We start from the raw sequence: 17,919 nt of genomic DNA on the forward strand, positions 1-17,919 counted from the left end.
GAATGAAACACGCTACTGAATCTTCGACGTCACTTGGCATTTCAGGCCGGATTGCGGCCGCATTTCAAAACAGTGCCATTACGCCACTGCTGGCACTGCTGGGCTTGTTACTCGGCTTATTTGCCATCTTGGTGACCCCAAAGGAAGAAGAACCGCAGATTGACGTCACCTTTGCCGACGTCTTTATCCCTTTCCCCGGCGCGACCCCGACCGAAGTCGAGAACTTAGTCACCCTGCCCGCAGAGCAAGTGATTTCAGAGCTCAAAGGGATAGACACGCTCTATTCTTTCTCCCAGCCCGATGGCGCGATGATCATTGTGATCTTTAAGGTCGGCGTAACCCGCAACGATGCCATTGTCAGTCTCTACAACCAAATTTATTCCAATATGGATAAACTGCCGCAGGGCGCGGGTGTCGGTGAGCCATTGATTAAACCACGCGGTATCGATGATGTGCCGATTGTCAGCCTAACACTCTGGTCCAAGGACAAACAGGTCTCGGCCGAACAGTTGACCCATGTGGCGTTAGGACTTGAAACCGAAATCAAGCGGATCCCGGGTACGCGGGAGATTTACACCGTTGGCCAGCATGAGATGGTAGCCAATGTACGTATCGATCCCGCCAAGATGAACAGCTTCAATCTCACCTACGACAAGTTGAGACAGAGCCTAAATGACAATAATCACATCTCGATGCCTACGTCTTTAGTGCAAGGTAATCAAGAGATTAAGGTTCAAGCTGGCCAGTTCTTACAATCCATCGACGATGTAAAACAGCTGGTAGTGAGTATTTCTCTGGATAAACAGGGTAAACCTATCCCCGTTTATTTGGCCGATATTGCCGACATCAGTTTAAAGAGTGATATTCCCACCCAAAGCGTTTGGCATAGCGACAAGACGGATATTTACCCCGCAGTAACCATAGCCATTGGTAAGCAGCCGGGACAAAACGCCGTCGATATTGCCGATGCGACCCTCGCGCGCATTGCTAAGGTCAAGAATGTGTTGATCCCAAGCAATGTCGAAGTGACTGTTTCGCGCAACTATGGTGAAACGGCGGCGGATAAATCTAACACCCTTATTCTTAAGCTGATTTTTGCCACCAGCGCCGTTGTCGTATTGGTATTTTTAACCATGGGCGCCCGCGAGTCACTGGTGGTCGGTGTCGCCATTATTATCACCTTGGCGATCACCCTGTTCGCCTCCTGGGCGTGGGGATTTACCCTTAACCGAGTGTCGCTATTCGCGCTAATTTTCTCCATCGGGATCTTGGTCGACGATGCCATTGTGGTGGTGGAGAATATCCACCGGCACATGGCGCTCGGTAAAAAATCCTTTAGCGAACTTATCCCCGTTGCGGTCGATGAAGTCGGCGGCCCGACGATTCTCGCCACCTTTACCGTTATCGCCGCCCTGCTGCCCATGGCATTTGTGTCGGGATTAATGGGCCCCTATATGAGCCCCATTCCCATCAACGCCAGTATGGGTATGCTGATTTCGCTTGTGGTCGCCTTTATGGTAACCCCATGGCTGAGTCGTAAACTGCTCAAACACCAGAGCGGCTCGGCGACTGATACCGCGCACAGCAGTGATGCCGATGCTCAGATGAACGAGAGCAAAATGGTGCGACTGTTTACCCGTTTAATCGGCCCCTTCCTGCTGGGTAAAGGTGCCCGTAAAGCACGGATTGGACTTGCTGCTGGGGTCTTTGTGCTCATCGGTATCGCCGTGGCTCTGCCCGTGGGTCAGCTCGTGGTGTTAAAGATGCTGCCCTTCGATAATAAATCCGAGTTCCAAGTCATGGTGGATATGCCTGAAGGCACGCCTGTGGAGCAAACCCAGCGAGTCCTTCAGGATTTAAGTCGCTCCCTTGCCACTGTGCCCGAGGTGGAACATTTGCAGCTGTATGCTGGCACCAATGCACCGATGAACTTTAACGGCTTAGTGCGGCACTATTTTCTGCGCCACAGCCAAGAGCTTGGCGACATTCAGGTCAACTTAGTCGATAAAAAGCATCGCAAGCGCGACAGTCACAGCATTGCGCTGTCGGTACGTGAAGAATTACAGCACATCGGCGCTAAATATCAGGCCAATGTAAAAGTCGTCGAAGTGCCACCTGGCCCGCCAGTCTGGTCGCCGATTGTGGCCGAAGTCTATGGTCCAAGTCCTGCAATTCGTGAACAAGCGGCCTACGAGCTGCAGTCACTGTTCCGTGAGACTAAAGATGTGGTCGATATTGATATTTTCTTGCCCGCAGCGCAGCAAAAATGGCAGGTGATGATCGACCGCTCGAAAGCCAGTCTGATGGCAGTGCCCTATAGCAATATCGTTGATTTAATTGCAACTTCGGTTGGCGGCAAGGATGTAAGCTACTTGCATATCGCGCAACAAAAACAACCTGTGCCTATCCGCCTGCAACTGCAAGAAGGGGCAAAAATCGATTTAGAACAAGTGCTGAATATGAAACTACAGAGCCAAACGGGGCAATCTGTGCCCGTGTCTGAGCTGGTGACGATTAAGCGCGGTAAAATCGATGCTCCTATCATCCATAAGAATATGATCCCTATGGTGATGGTGGTTGCCGATATGGCCGGTCCGCTCGATAGTCCGCTCTACGGCATGTTCGACATGGCGGGTAAAATCGACGGCGAAGGTGGCTTAGGTTTCGATCAGCATTATATCCACCAACCAACCGGGCTAGACTCAGTCGCAGTGCTTTGGGACGGAGAATGGAAGATCACCTATGAAACCTTCAGGGATATGGGCATTGCCTATGCCGTGGGGATGATTGCGATTTACTTATTGGTCGTTGCCCAATTTAGATCCTATCTGGTGCCGCTTATCATTATGGCGCCGATCCCACTGACAGTGATTGGGGTCATGCCTGGGCATGCCCTACTCGGCGCACAATTTACCGCGACGTCGATGATAGGCATGATTGCCTTGGCGGGGATTATTGTCCGTAACTCGATATTATTAGTGGATTTTATCAATCAAGAAACCGCCTCAGGGGTTCCCTTTGAGCGGGCTGTCATTCACTCGGGTGCCGTGCGGGCTAAACCCATTATGCTGACCGCTTTGGCGGCCATGATTGGCGCCCTGTTTATCCTGGACGACCCTATCTTCAACGGGCTTGCGATCAGTCTGATTTTCGGGATTTTCATCTCGACCTTACTGACCCTAATCGTTATTCCAGTGCTTTACTACGCGGCGATGAAAAATCGCATAAACTTAACTCAAACAGCTGATTAACCCACAATAGGCAGCCATAGCGCTGCCTCTAGGAGCAACCTATGTCACTCGAACGCAGCATTATGGCTTTTGCCGGATTTATGGTGTTACTGTCTTTGGTGTTAACCGCTTTTGTACACCATAACTTTTTGTGGTTAACGGCCTTCGTTGGCGCTAACCTATTCCAAAGCGCTTTTACGGGTTTTTGCCCCGCGGCCATGGTATTACGCAAATTGGGCGTCAAATCCGAGGCTGAAATCGCTAGACAAGGTTAATGCATATTTGCAAAGGAGAAAGTCAGTGTTCAACAAGTTACTGTGTCGCAGTAAAACCTTACTTGGGGTGGCTATCTTGAGTCTGTCATCACTCGCCTTAGTCCCCAACGCGGCAAGTGCCGCCGATCAAGAGCCCCAAGTTGCGTGGCAGAAAATCGCTGCTGGCGCTATGGTGCTCGATGTGCGCACCCCAGAGGAGTTTGCCGAAGGCCATTTAGCCAATGCGGTTAATATTCCCTTTGAGCAAGTCGCCGCCGAGTTTGCAAAGCGCGGTATCGCCAAAGATGCGCCCGTAGTGTTGTATTGCCGTAGTGGCCGACGCAGCAGTATCGCGACCGAAGCCTTAGTCGCAGCGGGTTATACTCAAACCTATAACGGTGGCGGTTATCAGACCTTAGCCGACGCTCAGCCTAAAACAGAATAATTCGCTGTTGAGATTAACGATAAAAAGCGCCCGTTGGCGCTTTTTTGTATTTTGTTCTTTTCATTTACCCTGACACAGATATTTATCAGTCGTTTATGCTGTTAATGATATGCAAATAAGCCAATAAATTGGCAAACGACAAACTACCGACACTAAAATTCAATAAAACCGCATAATCAATCACTTGAATAAAATTCAACATCTTAACCTAACAGATAAAACTGTTTTTGAAATTATTCATTCCAAAAAAATATATAAAGTAATTTCAATTAAATAGCTTCACACCGTTTTAAAGATATCGCCATTTTTAGCGTAAAAATTCGCATTTGCTTATTCACCTTTTCCACATAAAAAAACATAAATATTTAAAAACATCGGTTACAACTTGTTACATCTGAGTATTTATTCATTTTAAACTCTTATCAACACAGTTGTTTTTACCAACCGCCATACCATTAACATTTAATTTACAAACACTTACCTCAAAGATAAATTCACTAACCGAGTAGCATCTGAGTCGTAGTTATTCTTTAAAAGCACAAAATAATAATGATTAACACTAAATTGAACATGGAAGAAAAACATGACAATCAATCGAACCACTAAGATAGCCCTGAGTTTATCTAGCTTAGCTATTGCGATCTCGGCAGGTGTTAATGCTGCCCCCGACGCACCGGGTTTTGCCGCAGCCAAACAAGCACAGACCTCTCCACTGCCAAAGCGCTATATCGTTAAATTTAAAAATGCCGATGCGCCAGCCTTGATGTCTGAAAGCAGCCTGCAGAGCAGCGATCAGCTCGCTACCACAATGAATTATCAGCCTCAAGTGGCTGAAATTAGCGCCCAGCACAGTGTGTTAAACAAGGCGCAAGCCAAAGAAATGAAGCGTATCGGCCGCAGTAACAGCTACTCAGTTAAGCTAGATAACAATGGCATTAAGGCATTAAGAGCCCGCGCCGATGTGGAATATGTGGAAGAAGACATGCCACGCCACCTGCTAAGCGAAACAACGCCTTGGGGACAAACCTTTGTAGGTGCAACCCAATTAAGCGACAGCCAAGCAGGTAACCGCACCATCTGTATTATCGACTCAGGTTATGACCGTGGTCATAGTGACTTAAGCGGTAACAATGTCACGGGCACCAACAACTCAGGTACAGGTAACTGGTACGAACCGGGCAATAACAACGCCCATGGTACCCACGTTGCTGGTACCATCGCTGCAATTGCCAACAACGATGGTGTGATTGGCGTAATGCCAAATCAAAATGCCAACATCCATGTGATTAAAGTCTTTAACGAGGCTGGCTGGGGTTACTCCTCATCCCTCGTATCGGCCGTAGATACCTGTGTGGCGAATGGCGCAAACGTGGTCACCATGAGCTTAGGTGGCGCTGGTTCGAGCACTACCGAACGTAACGCGTTAGCGGCCCACTACAATAACGGCGTACTGTTGATTGCCGCTGCCGGTAACGATGGTAACAATACCCACAGCTACCCCGCTTCGTACGATGCGGTGATGTCTGTGGCATCGGTCGATAATCATAAAGACCACTCTGCTTTCTCTCAGTACACCAACCAAGTTGAGATCTCGGGTCCTGGTGAAGCCATTCTCTCTACCGTTACCCGCGGTGAGGGGCGCTTAGCCGATATTACTATCGGTGGTCAGTCTTACTTCAACTCAGGCGTTGTGCCGCACAATCGCTTTACGCCATCAGGCACCAACTACGCGCCAAATCCATACAATGGTACGGCAACCGCAACCTTAGCCGAATGTACGGTTAGCGGCTCAACCTTCAACTGCGGCAACATGGCCAACAAGGTGTGTTTAGTTGAGCGTGTGGGTAACCAAGGCACTTCGTACCCTGAAATCAACGCAGTAAAAGCCTGTAAGAATGCGGGTGCCAGCGCCGTTATCGTGTACAGTAACAGTGCCTTACCTGGGCTACAAAACCCCTTCTTGGTCGATGCGAACAGCGAAATCAACATGGTGTCAGTGTCTGTTGACCGTGCAACTGGTTTAGCACTGCGTAACCAGTTAGGTGCAACGGTCACCGTGAGCAACCAAGGCAATAAGGACTACGAGTACTACAACGGTACGTCAATGGCGACTCCACACGTTTCTGGTGTGGCGACGCTAGTGTGGAGCTACCACCCTGAATGTAGCGCTGCTCAGGTACGTAACGCGCTCAAACAAACCGCTGAAGACTTAGGCACAGCTGGCCGTGATGATTACTATGGCTATGGTCTAGTCAATGCCGTTGCAGCGAAAACCTTCTTAGATGCTTCCTGTAATGGTCCTACGGATCCGGTTGACCCAACACCAACTGACAGCGTGTTAGTGAACGGTGTGCCTAAAACCGGTCTAAGCGGCGCCGCCAGTGAAGAACTGCATTTCTCTTTTGAAGTGCCACAGGGTGCAACTAACTTAGGTTTTGTGATGAACGGTGGCACGGGTGATGCAGATCTGTACGTACAGTATGGCGCAGCACCAACGACCTCAAACTACGATTGTCGTCCATACAAGGGTGGTAACAGTGAATCTTGCCCAATCAGCAACGTTCAATCTGGTACTTACTACGCGATGGTGAAAGGCTATTCAGCCTTTAGCGGTGTATCGTTAACCGCAAGCTACACAGCCCAAAGCGGCGGTGGTACTCCTACCACGCCAGCAAGTTACACCAATGCTGATAACTACAATATTCCTGATAACAAAACTGCAGGTATCACTAGCCCTATCACAGTCACTCGCACGGGTAACTCAGGCACTGTGACTGCCGTGGTGAATATTGTTCACCCTTACATTGGTGACTTAAAAGTGCAGCTCATCAGCCCAACAGGCCAAACGGCAACACTGCATAACAACACTGGCGCAGGCGCAGACAATATCAACAAGAGCTACACCGTTGATATGACTGGCGTTGAGTCAAGTGGTGTGTGGAAACTCAAAGCGGTTGATAGCGGCCGTGGCGACGTAGGCTATATCGATAGCTGGGAACTGAAATTCCAATAATGTTCGTCTAAAAAAAGAGCCTGCAATTGCAGGCTCTTTTTTATTGGTAATCTTTCAGCATTTCGGGCTCGATAAGCACACTGTGCTCATTATCCGATAACCAGACTTGCCCTTCACTGATAGACGCTTGCAGCGACATAGTGCGGCTCACTAATGCCTCCATCGCCGTCACCGACTCTTCGGCAATATTCCACACTTTAAGGTTTTTATAACGCTCGAGGGCCGCTTGATTCTGTTTCCACCAAATAGGAACACTACGACCACCGTAGGTAAACAGCTGCACCGCTTTTGCGCGGCCGCTCGCCTTACGCAGCCATTTCTCATCGGCTTGGCCAAACTCAATCCACAGGTCCACTTCACCGGAAAGACTCTTGTCCCACAGCTCAGGCTCATCATCGACGCACAATCCCTTAGTAAAGCTTAAGGTCTCGGAAGCGTTCAGGATAAAGGCCAGCAGACGCACCATCATGCGGCCATCGGTCTCGGAGGGATGCTGCGCTAACGTCAGCTGATGATCTTGATAATAACCTCGGTCCATATCGGCGATCTGAAGATTGACCTTAAACACGGTCGCTTTGAGAGCCATAGTACATCCTAAACTTAACGATAAAAAATAACGGCGAGTCTACCTAAGACTCGCCGTCAGCTCAAACAAACTGCGATAAAGAAGACTAAATCGCGCCTGGGCGTAAATGCTTCGCCACCGGAAAATGCGCCTTAAGTTGCTCAATCTTCTGGGTATCGGCGACCAACAACATGCGCGAGCCTTGCTCATATTCACGGCTGATATCACTCAGCGCGGGGAGCACTGCGCGATTAGCATCGCGGCGCACCAGCTCGGCCAAATCCTCGGCTAAGCCTACCTCGCTGTAAATCCAATCGAGGCGCTGTAATAACGGCATGGCCGCCAGCGGCAATAACTCGACGGGCGTGGCCTCGTTCAATAACAGGATTTCCCCGCGGCTGACGATATGATTAAAAGCATTTTGATAGTGCTCAGGGGTGCGCGCATCAAACCTATCGCCATTGGTGTCGAAAAAGCGCTCCCAAAACAATCGGCGCGTCGCGGTTTTGGTAAGTCTTTGCTGCACTTCGAGACGCTTGTCGGCCACGAAGTCGAACAAGGGTTTGAGGGATTGCGGCAGGCTGGTCTCTAAACGAGCTCGAATGGTGCGCGCAAACACGGGCGCTGCACCCGCAGTGCTGATCGCCACCACAAGACGGCCCCTATCGACAATCGATGGGGTAATAAAGCGGCAATAGGCAGGATTATCCACCGCATTGACCCAAATTCCCCGCTCGGTGGCTAAGGTAGCCAATTCAGCATTGAGCTTATCGTTCGCGGTCGCTAGATAGATGAGATCGTAGTTTTGAATATCGGCCTGCACCACGGGCCGCTCAGACAATAAAATCCTGCCTACATCGGCATAGGCCTTCACCTCGGGATTCACCTCGGGGGCAATCACATGAATATTGGCTTCGGTACGCGTCAGCAAGGCCAGCTTACGACTGGCGACATCCCCCGCCCCCACCAACAGGACATTTAAATTAACAGTATCAATAAACAGCGGGAAATATTGCATGCCACTCGCCTATAAAGAAAACCCAGCCTAAATTACTCTTGCACCACAGGTAGTTGACGTTGGATCCAGCCCTTGTAACCACCAATCAACGAGGCGACCTTTTGGTAACCCATGAGCTGCAAACTACTGGCCGCCAGCACTGAACGAGCGCCGCCCGCGCAATAGAGCAACAGGGGTGTATGTTTATCGGGAAAGCGCTGTTCAATGTCGCGCTCAATAATACCGCGGCTCATGTGTTTCGCCTGCGGCAGGTGATCCTGTAGCCATTCATTATCTTCACGGACATCAATCAACACCCAAGCGTCATCGGCTTGATAGGCTTCAATACTCACTTCAACAACATGGGGACGAATCGATTCGACAAGAGCCGAAAAAGCACTGGATGGATGCATCAGATCCTCCTTAGATAAGGGATTGAATGACTTAGCTAATATCTATTGAAGTGTAATTCGCTACGCGGGGAGACGCAATCCTTGCGGTTAACGGCATGTGACAATCGCGGGCTTTATAAGCCAAAGCTTGCGTGGGGTGAAATGACTCCAACCTCTTAGCCTTACTCGGGTAGCCTGGAATAGGCGCTTGGCGCTGAGAACAAGGCGGCATTGCTCGCCTCATGCCATCAACGCATCGCAGTGTCAGCGGTTTGAAAAACGATGAATGGAATGACGATTAATTATGGCTTTCGCTGCGCTCGGCGCTGCAATGCCAGCATAATTCAAAACTGCCCTCATTCATCTCATGGCATTGCACGCATTGCCACTGGGGACTAATCACATCCAAACCACTTAATTGGGCCTGTGCTTTCGCCAGTTGCGACTCACGTACCCAAAGCTCAACATTATGTAGCCCGGCGGGCAATTCACCCACGCCGCCTAATAAGGCCTCGCCACGCAACTCCACATGAATACCACAGGCTTCTAATAACCCCTTCCATGTATGGGCCTGCAATAAGTTCCCACCAGCGACTAACGTCTTACGTTCTTCCATGCGACATCCTACAACAATACTCTCTAGATATGGGCAGCCGACATCCTACTGTGAAATAACCGAGCCTGTCGAGCGCTGTTTTTTACAGCAGTTGTTAATAAAATTAACATTTAGGTTTTACAGCATTAGTCACTATAAAGTTGTGAGTTTGCTAGCAGATTATCGGAAAGGCCAAAATTCTCAGTAAAAAAAAGCCACCTCAGCGGTGGCTCTTTTTTCAATAGTCGTGATACACGACCTCGAGTCTCAATGCCCGATTAAGGCATCATCGAAGGCTGATCGGCGCCTTCTTTCTCGACTTCAACTGGCATCATATGCTCACGGCAAATGCCCAGTTTGATCGCAAGGTAACTTGCTACGTAGATAGAAGAATAAGTACCGACGAAAATACCCAATAAAAGTGCTGTCGCAAAACCGTGGATCATAGTACCGCCCTTCAGGAACAGCGCCACAACGGTCACCAGCGTCGTACCGGTAGTGATAATGGTACGGCTCATGGTTTGGGTGATAGAGACGTTGACCACTTCTTCAGGCTCGCTCTTACGCATCTTGAGGAAGTTTTCACGGATACGGTCAAACACAACGATGGTATCGTTAAGTGAGTAACCCACAACCGTTAATACGCCCGCCAATACGGTCAGGTCGAATTCCAGTTGGAATAAGGAGAACACACCTAAGGTCACAATCACGTCGTGGGCAAGTGCAGCGACCGAACCGAAGGCTAAACGCCATTCGAAACGGAAAGACACGTAGATCATGATACAGATAAGCGCGACCAATACCGCTAAACCGCCCTGCTCGGCCAGTTCTTTACCCACTTGAGGACCGACGAATTCAACACGTTTCTGTTGAACGCCCGCATCCACTTGTTGGGCCGCAGCCATCACAGATTTCACCTGTACATCGCTGCTCACGCCTTCTTTCACCGACAGACGCACCAATATGTCACGGCTAGAACCGAAGTTTTGTACCACTGCACCATCTAACTCAGGTGCAGACAATTTCGAACGCAGCACGTTCAAATCGACGGGTTGAGTAAACTCCATCTCAACCACAGTACCGCCGGTAAAGTCTAAGCCCCAGTTAATGCCTTTGGTCGCCAAGGACACCAGCGAGCCAAACACCAAAATGGCAGACATAATACTGATAGGCAGCGCATGACGGAGGAAGTTAACCGTACGTTTTAAAGATAAAATTTCTAACATTATCGCTTCCCCTTAGATAGACAGCGTCTTCACGCGCTTACCGCCCCAAATCGCGTTCACGATTGAGCGAGTACCAACGATAGCGGTAAACATCGATGTCGCAATACCGATCATCAGAGTTACTGCGAAGCCTTTGATCGCGCCCGTACCGACGGCGAACAGGATCAGCGCTGTCAGGAAGGTAGTAATGTTAGCGTCTGCGATGGTCGAGAATGCGTTACCGTAACCTTCGTGAATCGCCTGCTGCACGCTGCGACCTGCACGTAACTCTTCACGGATACGCTCGTAAATCAGTACGTTACCGTCAACCGCCATACCCACTGTTAACACCATACCCGCAATACCTGGCAGGGTTAATACGGCGCCAGGGATCATAGACATCACCCCAACCACCATCACTAAGTTTGCCGTTAAGGCTAAGTTAGCGATCAAACCAAAACTACGGTAGTAAACCAACATGAAGATAAGTACGACTGCCATACCCCAAATCATGGCTTGCACACCGCTTTCGATGTTTTCCGCACCTAGGCTTGGACCGATAGTACGTTCTTCCACAATCGATACTGGCGCAATCAGGGCACCAGCACGCAGCAGTAATGCAAGGTTTTGTGCTTCACCATGGCTTAAGCCAGTGATCACAAAGTTACGGCCTAAACGCGCTTGGATGGTCGCTACAGAAATCACTTCTTGGATTTTCTGCATTTTGACGCTGCCATCGGCGTTACGCTCACCGCTGTCTTTATATTCGATGAACAAGGTCGCCATCGGTTTACCGATATTGTCCTTAGTCACGTTAGAGAAAATGGTACCGCCTTTAGCATCGAGGTTGATGCTCACCTGTGGACGGCTGTATTGGTCGAAGCTAGGTTGTGCGCCGGTAATATGGTCACCCGTTAGCATCACTTCCTTCTTCAGTACCACTTGACCGCCTTCACGGCGTTGGTACACCTCAGAACCCGCTGGAACACGGCCAGATTGCGCCGCATTCGGGTCGGCCTTATCGTCTACCATGTGGAATTCAATCGATGCAGTTGCACCTAAGATTTCCTTGGCGCGGGCAGTGTCTTGTACACCTGGCAGCTCAACGATAATACGCTCAGCACCTTGGCGTTGTACCACAGGCTCAGCTACCCCTAACTCGTTCACACGGTTACGGATAGTGGTAATGTTTTGCTGCAGCGCTTCTTCTTTAATCTGCTTAAGATAGGTTTCGCTCATCACGGCTTGCAGAGCAAAGTCTTCACCCTTGGTCACGTCGGTGAACACCATGTCATTGCTGCGCGATTTTAAGAAGCGTTCTGCACTGGCTAAACTTTCTTTGTCACGGAATTTAATCTCGATACCTTGTGCATTGTTGCGAATGCCCGCGTAACGGATTTTTTCTTCACGTAATTGTGAACGGAAATCGGCCACTTTGGCCTCTTCCATCTTGCGGATGGCTTCGCCCATGTCCACTTCCATTAGGAAGTGCACACCACCACGAAGGTCCAGACCGAGTTTCATTGGGCTACCGCCCATGGACTCGAGCCACTGCGGCGTTGCAGGGGCAAGGTTAAGTGCCACGGTAAACTTATCGCCTAAATCTTCGGCGATGGTTTCCTTGGCCAGCAACTGTTGATCCGCATTTTGCACGCGAACCAACAATTGGCCTTTTTCAAGCTCAGAACGTTTTACCGCAATGCCCTTACTGGCTAACAGCTCGTTCACTCTGGCTTGGGTAGATGCCGTGACTTCAGCACCTCGAGTCGCCACTACTTGCACCGCATGATCTTCACCGAACAGGTTAGGTACGGCATAGAAACAACCTATGGCGATGACGAGCACCACCATAATGTTTTTCCACATTGGGTATTTATTTAACACGCCTGAGCCCTCTTGGCTTACAACGACTGGATAGAGCCCTTAGGCAATACAGCTGCAATGTAATCTTTTTTAATTGTAATTTGAGTCGTGTCGTTCAAGCTCAGTAACACGTAGTCATTTTCATCGCTGATCTTTGCAATCTTACCTAAGATACCGCCGCTGGTCAGGACTTCGTCGCCCTTGGTTAAAGATGACATCAGGTTCTTGTGCTCTTTAACACGCTTAGATTGCGGACGGAAAATCATGAAATAGAAAATCAGACCGAAAATCACCAGCATGAAAATCAATTCCATGGTGCCACCACCCTGTGGAGCGCCTGCAGCATTTGCATATGCATTTGAAATGAACATAGTTTTCTCTTCTTATTAGCAAAAAATCAATCGACTAACTCTGGTACTTCACGACCTTGACTGGTATAGAAGTCCTTTACAAAGGCGTCTAATGTACCCGTCTCAATCGCCCCGCGCAAACCTTCCATTAACATTTGATAGTATCTCAAGTTGTGAATGGTGTTTAAACGCGCACCCAGAATCTCATTACAACGATCTAAATGGTAAAGGTATGCCCGTGAATAGTTTTTACAGGTATAACAATCACACTTAGGATCGAGCGGTGAAGTGTCATCACGATGACGCGCATTGCGGATCTTAATCACACCTTCACTGGTAAACAGATGACCGTTACGGGCGTTACGGGTTGGCATCACACAGTCAAACATGTCGATACCACGACGCACACCTTCAACTAAATCCTCTGGCTTACCGACCCCCATCAGATAGCGAGGTTTGTCCGCAGGAATTTGTGGACAGACATGCTCAAGAATGCGGTGCATGTCTTCCTTAGGCTCACCTACGGCCAAACCACCGACGGCATAACCGTCGAAACCAATTTCGACTAAGCCTTTTAAGCTCTCGTCGCGTAAATCTTCATAAACACTGCCTTGGATGATCCCGAATAATGAATTGGGGTTTTCCAGACGGTCGAACTCGTCGCGTGAACGCTTAGCCCAACGCAGTGACATCTGCATTGACTTGCGCGCTTCATCTTCCGTTGCCGGATATGGAGTACATTCGTCAAAAATCATTACCACATCACTGCCCAATGCATGTTGAATTTGCATTGATTTTTCAGGATCTAAGAAGATTTTCTCGCCGTTGATTGGCGAACGGAAATGCACACCTTCTTCGGTAATTTTACGAATGTCACCCAAACTGAATACTTGGAAACCGCCCGAATCGGTCAGAATTGGACGCTGCCAGTTCATAAAATCGTGCAAGTCACCATGCTTACGCATGATTTCTTCGCCAGGACGTAACCACAGGTGGAAAGTGTTACCGAGCAGAATGTCCGCACCAGTAGCACGCACTTCTTCAGGCGTCATGCCTTTTACCGTGCCGTAAGTACCAACAGGCATAAAGGCTGGGGTTTCCACCGTGCCGCGTTCAAAAATCAAGCGACCACGGCGCGCACGGCCGTCGGTAGTGTCGAGTTCAAATTTCATAATTCACCTCGCCAGATAAACAGTCTGACTACATTTGTAATGGCACGCGCCATTTTGATTAACAATAGAGATAGGGGCAGATCCAAAAGGTTCAACCTTTGGCTGAAAAAAATTACCGCCCAAACTCAATGTGGGCGGCTATTTTAAAACAAAATCTTGGTCTAGTGAGCTTTTTTCGTCACAAACATGGCATCGCCATAGCTAAAGAAGCGATATTTTTGCGTGATTGCGTGTTGATACGCCGCCATAACATGATCAAAACCGGCAAAGGCACTGACCAACATGATGAGCGTCGATTCCGGCAGGTGGAAGTTAGTGATCATGGCATCGACGATTTGGAACTGATACCCAGGGTAGATAAAGATATCGGTATCGCCGCTAAAGGCTTTCAGTTCGCCTTCACTTGCTCGGGCCGCGCTCTCCAGTGAGCGCACGGACGTGGTGCCCACAGCAACCACACGCTTGCCAGCCGCTTTAGTTTGGGCAATTAAATCCACCACATCCTGCGGCACATTGGCCCACTCGGAATGCATTTTGTGCTCGAGCACGTTATCAACGCGCACAGGTTGGAAAGTCCCTGCACCGACGTGCAAGGTCACAAACGCGATATTCACACCCTTGGCTTTTAATGCCTCAAGCATTGCATCGTCAAAGTGTAATCCCGCCGTTGGCGCGGCAACCGCTCCGGGGTTTTGGTTATACACGGTTTGATAGCGCTCTTTATCGGCATCCTCATCGGGACGGTCGATATAAGGAGGCAGTGGCATATGCCCTACTGCTTCGAGCACTTCTAAAATAGTCAGGTCAGATAAGAGTTCGAGTTCAAATAAGGCGTCGTGGCGCGCAGCCATCTTCATCTCATAACCGCCATCGAGGTGAATAATGCTGTCTACCTTCGGGGATTTAGAGCTACGCACATGGGCGAGGATGCGCTTATCGTCGAGCATACGCTCAACTAAAATCTCGAGTTTGCCACCGCTGGCCTTTTGGCCAAATAAACGCGCCGGGATCACCCGAGTATTGTTGAATACCATTAAATCGCCAGGATTAATCATCCCCAGCAGATCGGTAAACTGTTTATCGGCGAGCGTGCCAGTATTGCCATCTAGGGTTAACAGACGTGACGCATTGCGTTGCGCCATGGGATAACGAGCGATGAGTTCGTCGGGAAGATCGAAGGAAAAGTCTGTTACGCGCATGCAAAGGCCTCTAGATAGCTTAGAACGGCGGCTAGTCTATGGTTAGAGGCCAATAAGATCAAGATTACTTGTTCGCGATATCCATATCGGCGTCTGACTCATTTAGCACATTTGAGGCTAACGCATCATCGACATCATATTTAGGTCGCGTTCGCGAAAAATGATCCATACGAAAGCTATGTTGCTCATAGGGAATATCGACAAGCACTTTTTTACGCTTAGGACGCTCGTCTTTACCGAGCATTTTGGTAAACCAGTTCCACATCATCCATGATCCTTAACAGGTTAATTGATTGGTGCATTTTCAGCCCATTGTTAGCATTTACCCTCCTGTTGAAACGCTAACGTAAGCACTCCCTTAGAAAAGCACACGATTTTTGCCTATTTGCGCTTTCCTCAGCGCGCCCGCCCATGATACCGTGAACTAACGCGATTAACCAAGCACAAAAAATGAACATTCTTACACACTTACATCTGGCCGAGATCAGTAAAACCCACCTAGGTGCCAATCTGGCAGGCAATTTTATCACCGCGCCAATCGATTCTGCGCCGCAAGCACTTCGCCAAGGACTGTGGTTAAACCAAGAAATCAATCAGCTCTGCGCCACCCATGAACTGACCCAAGAGCTGATGGCCCTGTTCCCTGCCCAGTTAACAAGCATAGCAGCAGATTTGATGTTCGTAAGTTTCGATCATTATTTAGCCTACTACTGGGAAGAATATCATCACCTGCCGTTGCCTGAATTTAGCCAAAAGGCCTATCGCGAACTGGCAGAATTTGCGACGCAAAGCGATGAGTATCATCCACAGCCTTGCATAGAGCTCATCGCCGATATGCGCAGTCAAGATTGGTTAAACGTTTACGCCACGCCTAAAGGCATTCAACAAGCATTGGCGCAACGCGCAAAAGGTCATCCGCACAGTGCCTTATTTAACGGCGCAGATAAGCTGTTAGCGAAAATGCAGATAGAGACAGAAACCGCCTTTCGCACCTTTTACCCTCAGTTGATGGCCTACACCCGTATTTGGAGTCGCAAAACCCCGAGTGACTATCTACCGAATGGCTCAGCCGACTAAACTCGAAGTCGAACACCTCCATTCTGGTATCAAGCCTTGTTTAAGCCTAAGCGTTTACCCTAACGCCTTTGCGATAACGCCTATTTAGTGAGGTTCCCGTCACAGTGACGACTGCAAACTCAAGCGCTAAGCCAGCTCAACCACTCAGTTGGCGCCAAAAACTACGAAGCCCGCGCTTTTGGCTTAAACAGTTTAGGGATCTTAGCATCATGGCGCTGGTGCTCTACGGCGTCAGCCTCTATTTGCAACGGGATATGATCATCGGCCAAGCGCCAGTATTAAGTGGTATTGCCATTGATGGCAGCCAGCTTGCGCTTAATGTCGCGAAGACTGAGCCAACATTGGTGTATTTTTGGGGCACTTGGTGCCCGGTGTGCCGCGTCACCTCCCCTATGGTTGAGAGTATCAGCCAAGACCATAAGGTGATTTCAGTGGCCGTGGCTTCTGGCAGTGATCGCGAGATCCTGCGCTATATGGACGAGCATCAATATCACTTTCCGGTGCTAAACGATGACAATGGTGAGCGAAGTACTCAGTGGGGCGCGATGGCATTTCCGGCTATTTATATTATCGATACCCAAGGGGAAATCCGTTATGTCACCTCGGGAGTCACCTCGACTTGGGGCATGAAGTTCAGATTGTGGTTGGCTCAGTTCTAGTTCAGTTTTAACAGCCTCAGCTAATGCCAGCTCGAGAATATACTGCTTAGTGACTGATATTTTGCTAGTATGGCCGCGCAAATGATGAGGATACGATGCAGATATTTGATTACCACCCCCCTTCAGTCCCTTGGATAGATCTTCGCTATCAAGATAGGGATTTGATCATTATTAATAAACCTTCTGGATTGTTGTCTAACCCCGGCCGAGCCGCACATACCTTCGATTGTGCCCTCACCCGACTACAACGCTTGTATCCTGACACCATTCTCGTGCATCGACTCGATTGCGCCACTTCTGGCATTATGGTGTTTGCTCGCAACAAAAAGGCTGAGTCCCAGTTAAAGACCCAGTTCCAAGATAGGCAAAACGAAAAAGTGTATGTCGCCGAGGTCATGGGTTTGATTGCAAAGGATGCTGGGATAATCGATTTAGCCATCGCGCCCGATCCCGAGCACCCGCCCTATCAAAAGACTCAAATGCCGGGGACGGCTGGCGCCAAGAGTGCTCTGACCCATTACCGAGTACTAGAAAGACGCGAAAACAGCACCTTAGTCGAATTAACGCCACAAACGGGCCGTACCCATCAGCTGAGGGTGCATATGCTCGCCTTGGGGCATCCCATTCTTGGGGATGAGTTTTATGGCGATGATGAAGTGATAAAAGCCAGACCGAGACTCAGTCTTCACGCCCAAAGTTTACGTTTTACCCATCCTTACTCGGGTAAAGCCATGCATTTTTACAGTAAACATCCTTTCTCGGTTTAGCGCATAACCCTGAAGGATCCCCTCATAAATCAGCCATAGCATAGCCATATTTGAGCAACTGATTGGCGAATAATACCCAGGCCGCCAGCAATTCTTTCTCCGTGATTTGATAATCAGGCCGCCTGAGTACCTCCAA

17 protein-coding genes are annotated in these 17,919 nt (G+C 49.2%); 7 read left to right on the plus strand and 10 right to left on the minus strand.

Translation table 11 applies throughout. From position 1 onward, the window contains the following. Positions 1-2: 2 nt before the first annotated feature. The 4 genes from B5P39_RS15775 (at position 3) to B5P39_RS15790 (ending at position 6,942) form a co-directional block, all read left to right on the plus strand. A complete protein-coding gene (locus B5P39_RS15775) occupies positions 3-3,251 on the plus strand; it encodes an efflux RND transporter permease subunit (RefSeq protein ID WP_088212203.1) in 3,249 nt (1,082 codons plus the stop codon). Positions 3,252-3,292: 41 nt separating this feature from the next. Continuing rightward, complete coding sequence (locus B5P39_RS15780) at positions 3,293-3,505, plus strand: YgaP family membrane protein (RefSeq protein ID WP_011716505.1); 213 nt, start codon at positions 3,293-3,295, stop codon at positions 3,503-3,505. Between the two features lie 25 nt (positions 3,506-3,530). Beyond that, complete coding sequence (locus B5P39_RS15785; protein WP_088212204.1) at positions 3,531-3,929, plus strand: rhodanese-like domain-containing protein; 399 nt, start codon at positions 3,531-3,533, stop codon at positions 3,927-3,929. Positions 3,930-4,512: 583 nt separating this feature from the next. Beyond that, a complete protein-coding gene (locus B5P39_RS15790; RefSeq protein ID WP_011716503.1) occupies positions 4,513-6,942 on the plus strand; it encodes a S8 family serine peptidase in 2,430 nt (809 codons plus the stop codon). A gap of 40 nt (positions 6,943-6,982) precedes the next feature. Here B5P39_RS15790 and B5P39_RS15795 read toward each other — a convergent pair whose 3' ends face one another. The 10 genes from B5P39_RS15795 to B5P39_RS15840 form a co-directional block, all read right to left on the minus strand. Beyond that, positions 6,983-7,528, minus strand: a complete 546-nt coding sequence (locus B5P39_RS15795; RefSeq protein WP_088212205.1) for a YaeQ family protein — start codon at positions 7,526-7,528, stop codon at positions 6,983-6,985. 85 nt (positions 7,529-7,613) lie between these two features. After that, positions 7,614-8,525: a precorrin-2 dehydrogenase/sirohydrochlorin ferrochelatase family protein gene (locus B5P39_RS15800; RefSeq protein ID WP_088212206.1), complete on the minus strand. Its 912-nt coding sequence runs from the start codon at positions 8,523-8,525 to the stop codon at positions 7,614-7,616. A gap of 32 nt (positions 8,526-8,557) precedes the next feature. Then, positions 8,558-8,917 (minus strand): rhodanese-like domain-containing protein, encoded by a 360-nt coding sequence (locus B5P39_RS15805; protein ID WP_011716501.1) that lies wholly within the window; start codon positions 8,915-8,917, stop codon positions 8,558-8,560. Positions 8,918-9,194: 277 nt separating this feature from the next. Beyond that, the gene (locus tag B5P39_RS15810; protein WP_088212207.1) at positions 9,195-9,512 is read right to left on the minus strand and encodes a putative signal transducing protein; all 318 of its coding nucleotides are present in this window, start codon (positions 9,510-9,512) and stop codon (positions 9,195-9,197) included. Between the two features lie 257 nt (positions 9,513-9,769). After that, positions 9,770-10,717: a protein translocase subunit SecF gene (gene secF, locus B5P39_RS15815; RefSeq protein ID WP_023267666.1), complete on the minus strand. Its 948-nt coding sequence runs from the start codon at positions 10,715-10,717 to the stop codon at positions 9,770-9,772. Between the two features lie 12 nt (positions 10,718-10,729). Then, the gene (secD, locus tag B5P39_RS15820) at positions 10,730-12,580 is read right to left on the minus strand and encodes a protein translocase subunit SecD (RefSeq protein WP_088212208.1); all 1,851 of its coding nucleotides are present in this window, start codon (positions 12,578-12,580) and stop codon (positions 10,730-10,732) included. Between the two features lie 17 nt (positions 12,581-12,597). Further along, positions 12,598-12,930 (minus strand): preprotein translocase subunit YajC, encoded by a 333-nt coding sequence (gene yajC, locus B5P39_RS15825; protein ID WP_011622166.1) that lies wholly within the window; start codon positions 12,928-12,930, stop codon positions 12,598-12,600. Between the two features lie 26 nt (positions 12,931-12,956). After that, a complete protein-coding gene (gene tgt, locus B5P39_RS15830) occupies positions 12,957-14,081 on the minus strand; it encodes a tRNA guanosine(34) transglycosylase Tgt (RefSeq protein ID WP_011622165.1) in 1,125 nt (374 codons plus the stop codon). Between the two features lie 161 nt (positions 14,082-14,242). Next, positions 14,243-15,280, minus strand: a complete 1,038-nt coding sequence (queA, locus tag B5P39_RS15835) for a tRNA preQ1(34) S-adenosylmethionine ribosyltransferase-isomerase QueA (RefSeq protein ID WP_088212209.1) — start codon at positions 15,278-15,280, stop codon at positions 14,243-14,245. A 64-nt stretch (positions 15,281-15,344) separates the two neighbouring features. Next, positions 15,345-15,548, minus strand: coding sequence for a hypothetical protein (locus B5P39_RS15840; RefSeq protein ID WP_011622163.1), 204 nt, complete (start codon positions 15,546-15,548; stop codon positions 15,345-15,347). A 182-nt stretch (positions 15,549-15,730) separates the two neighbouring features. Here B5P39_RS15840 and B5P39_RS15845 point away from each other — a divergent pair, with 182 nt between their 5' ends. From B5P39_RS15845 to B5P39_RS15855, 3 genes are all read left to right on the plus strand, one after another. Continuing rightward, positions 15,731-16,357, plus strand: a complete 627-nt coding sequence (locus tag B5P39_RS15845; protein WP_088212210.1) for an acyl carrier protein phosphodiesterase — start codon at positions 15,731-15,733, stop codon at positions 16,355-16,357. A 104-nt stretch (positions 16,358-16,461) separates the two neighbouring features. Further along, positions 16,462-17,016 carry a protein disulfide oxidoreductase gene (locus tag B5P39_RS15850; RefSeq protein ID WP_088212211.1) on the plus strand — a complete coding sequence of 185 codons (555 nt, stop codon included), beginning with the start codon at positions 16,462-16,464 and terminating at the stop codon, positions 17,014-17,016. Between the two features lie 95 nt (positions 17,017-17,111). Then, positions 17,112-17,783 (plus strand): RluA family pseudouridine synthase, encoded by a 672-nt coding sequence (locus B5P39_RS15855; RefSeq protein ID WP_088212212.1) that lies wholly within the window; start codon positions 17,112-17,114, stop codon positions 17,781-17,783. The last annotated feature ends 136 nt before the right edge of the window (positions 17,784-17,919 follow it).

Origin of the sequence: Shewanella sp. Shew256, from assembly GCF_002196695.1 — a bacterium.
GTDB classification, from domain to species: Bacteria; Pseudomonadota; Gammaproteobacteria; order Enterobacterales; family Shewanellaceae; genus Shewanella; species Shewanella mangrovisoli.

What these genes read in the sequence shown, in the direction of transcription:
- B5P39_RS15775 (WP_088212203.1), top strand. Translation starts at nt 3, where the DNA reads ATGAAACACGCTACTGAATCTTCGACGTCACTTGGCATTTCAGGCCGG.
- B5P39_RS15780 (WP_011716505.1), top strand. Translation starts at nt 3,293, where the DNA reads ATGTCACTCGAACGCAGCATTATGGCTTTTGCCGGATTTATGGTGTTA.
- B5P39_RS15790 (WP_011716503.1), top strand. Translation starts at nt 4,513, where the DNA reads ATGACAATCAATCGAACCACTAAGATAGCCCTGAGTTTATCTAGCTTA.
- B5P39_RS15795 (WP_088212205.1), bottom strand. Translation starts at nt 7,528, where the DNA reads ATGGCTCTCAAAGCGACCGTGTTTAAGGTCAATCTTCAGATCGCCGAT.
- B5P39_RS15800 (WP_088212206.1), bottom strand. Translation starts at nt 8,525, where the DNA reads ATGCAATATTTCCCGCTGTTTATTGATACTGTTAATTTAAATGTCCTG.
- B5P39_RS15805 (WP_011716501.1), bottom strand. Translation starts at nt 8,917, where the DNA reads ATGCATCCATCCAGTGCTTTTTCGGCTCTTGTCGAATCGATTCGTCCC.
- B5P39_RS15810 (WP_088212207.1), bottom strand. Translation starts at nt 9,512, where the DNA reads ATGGAAGAACGTAAGACGTTAGTCGCTGGTGGGAACTTATTGCAGGCC.
- secF (WP_023267666.1), bottom strand. Translation starts at nt 10,717, where the DNA reads ATGTTAGAAATTTTATCTTTAAAACGTACGGTTAACTTCCTCCGTCAT.
- yajC (WP_011622166.1), bottom strand. Translation starts at nt 12,930, where the DNA reads ATGTTCATTTCAAATGCATATGCAAATGCTGCAGGCGCTCCACAGGGT.
- tgt (WP_011622165.1), bottom strand. Translation starts at nt 14,081, where the DNA reads ATGAAATTTGAACTCGACACTACCGACGGCCGTGCGCGCCGTGGTCGC.
- queA (WP_088212209.1), bottom strand. Translation starts at nt 15,280, where the DNA reads ATGCGCGTAACAGACTTTTCCTTCGATCTTCCCGACGAACTCATCGCT.
- B5P39_RS15840 (WP_011622163.1), bottom strand. Translation starts at nt 15,548, where the DNA reads ATGATGTGGAACTGGTTTACCAAAATGCTCGGTAAAGACGAGCGTCCT.
- B5P39_RS15845 (WP_088212210.1), top strand. Translation starts at nt 15,731, where the DNA reads ATGAACATTCTTACACACTTACATCTGGCCGAGATCAGTAAAACCCAC.
- B5P39_RS15855 (WP_088212212.1), top strand. Translation starts at nt 17,112, where the DNA reads ATGCAGATATTTGATTACCACCCCCCTTCAGTCCCTTGGATAGATCTT.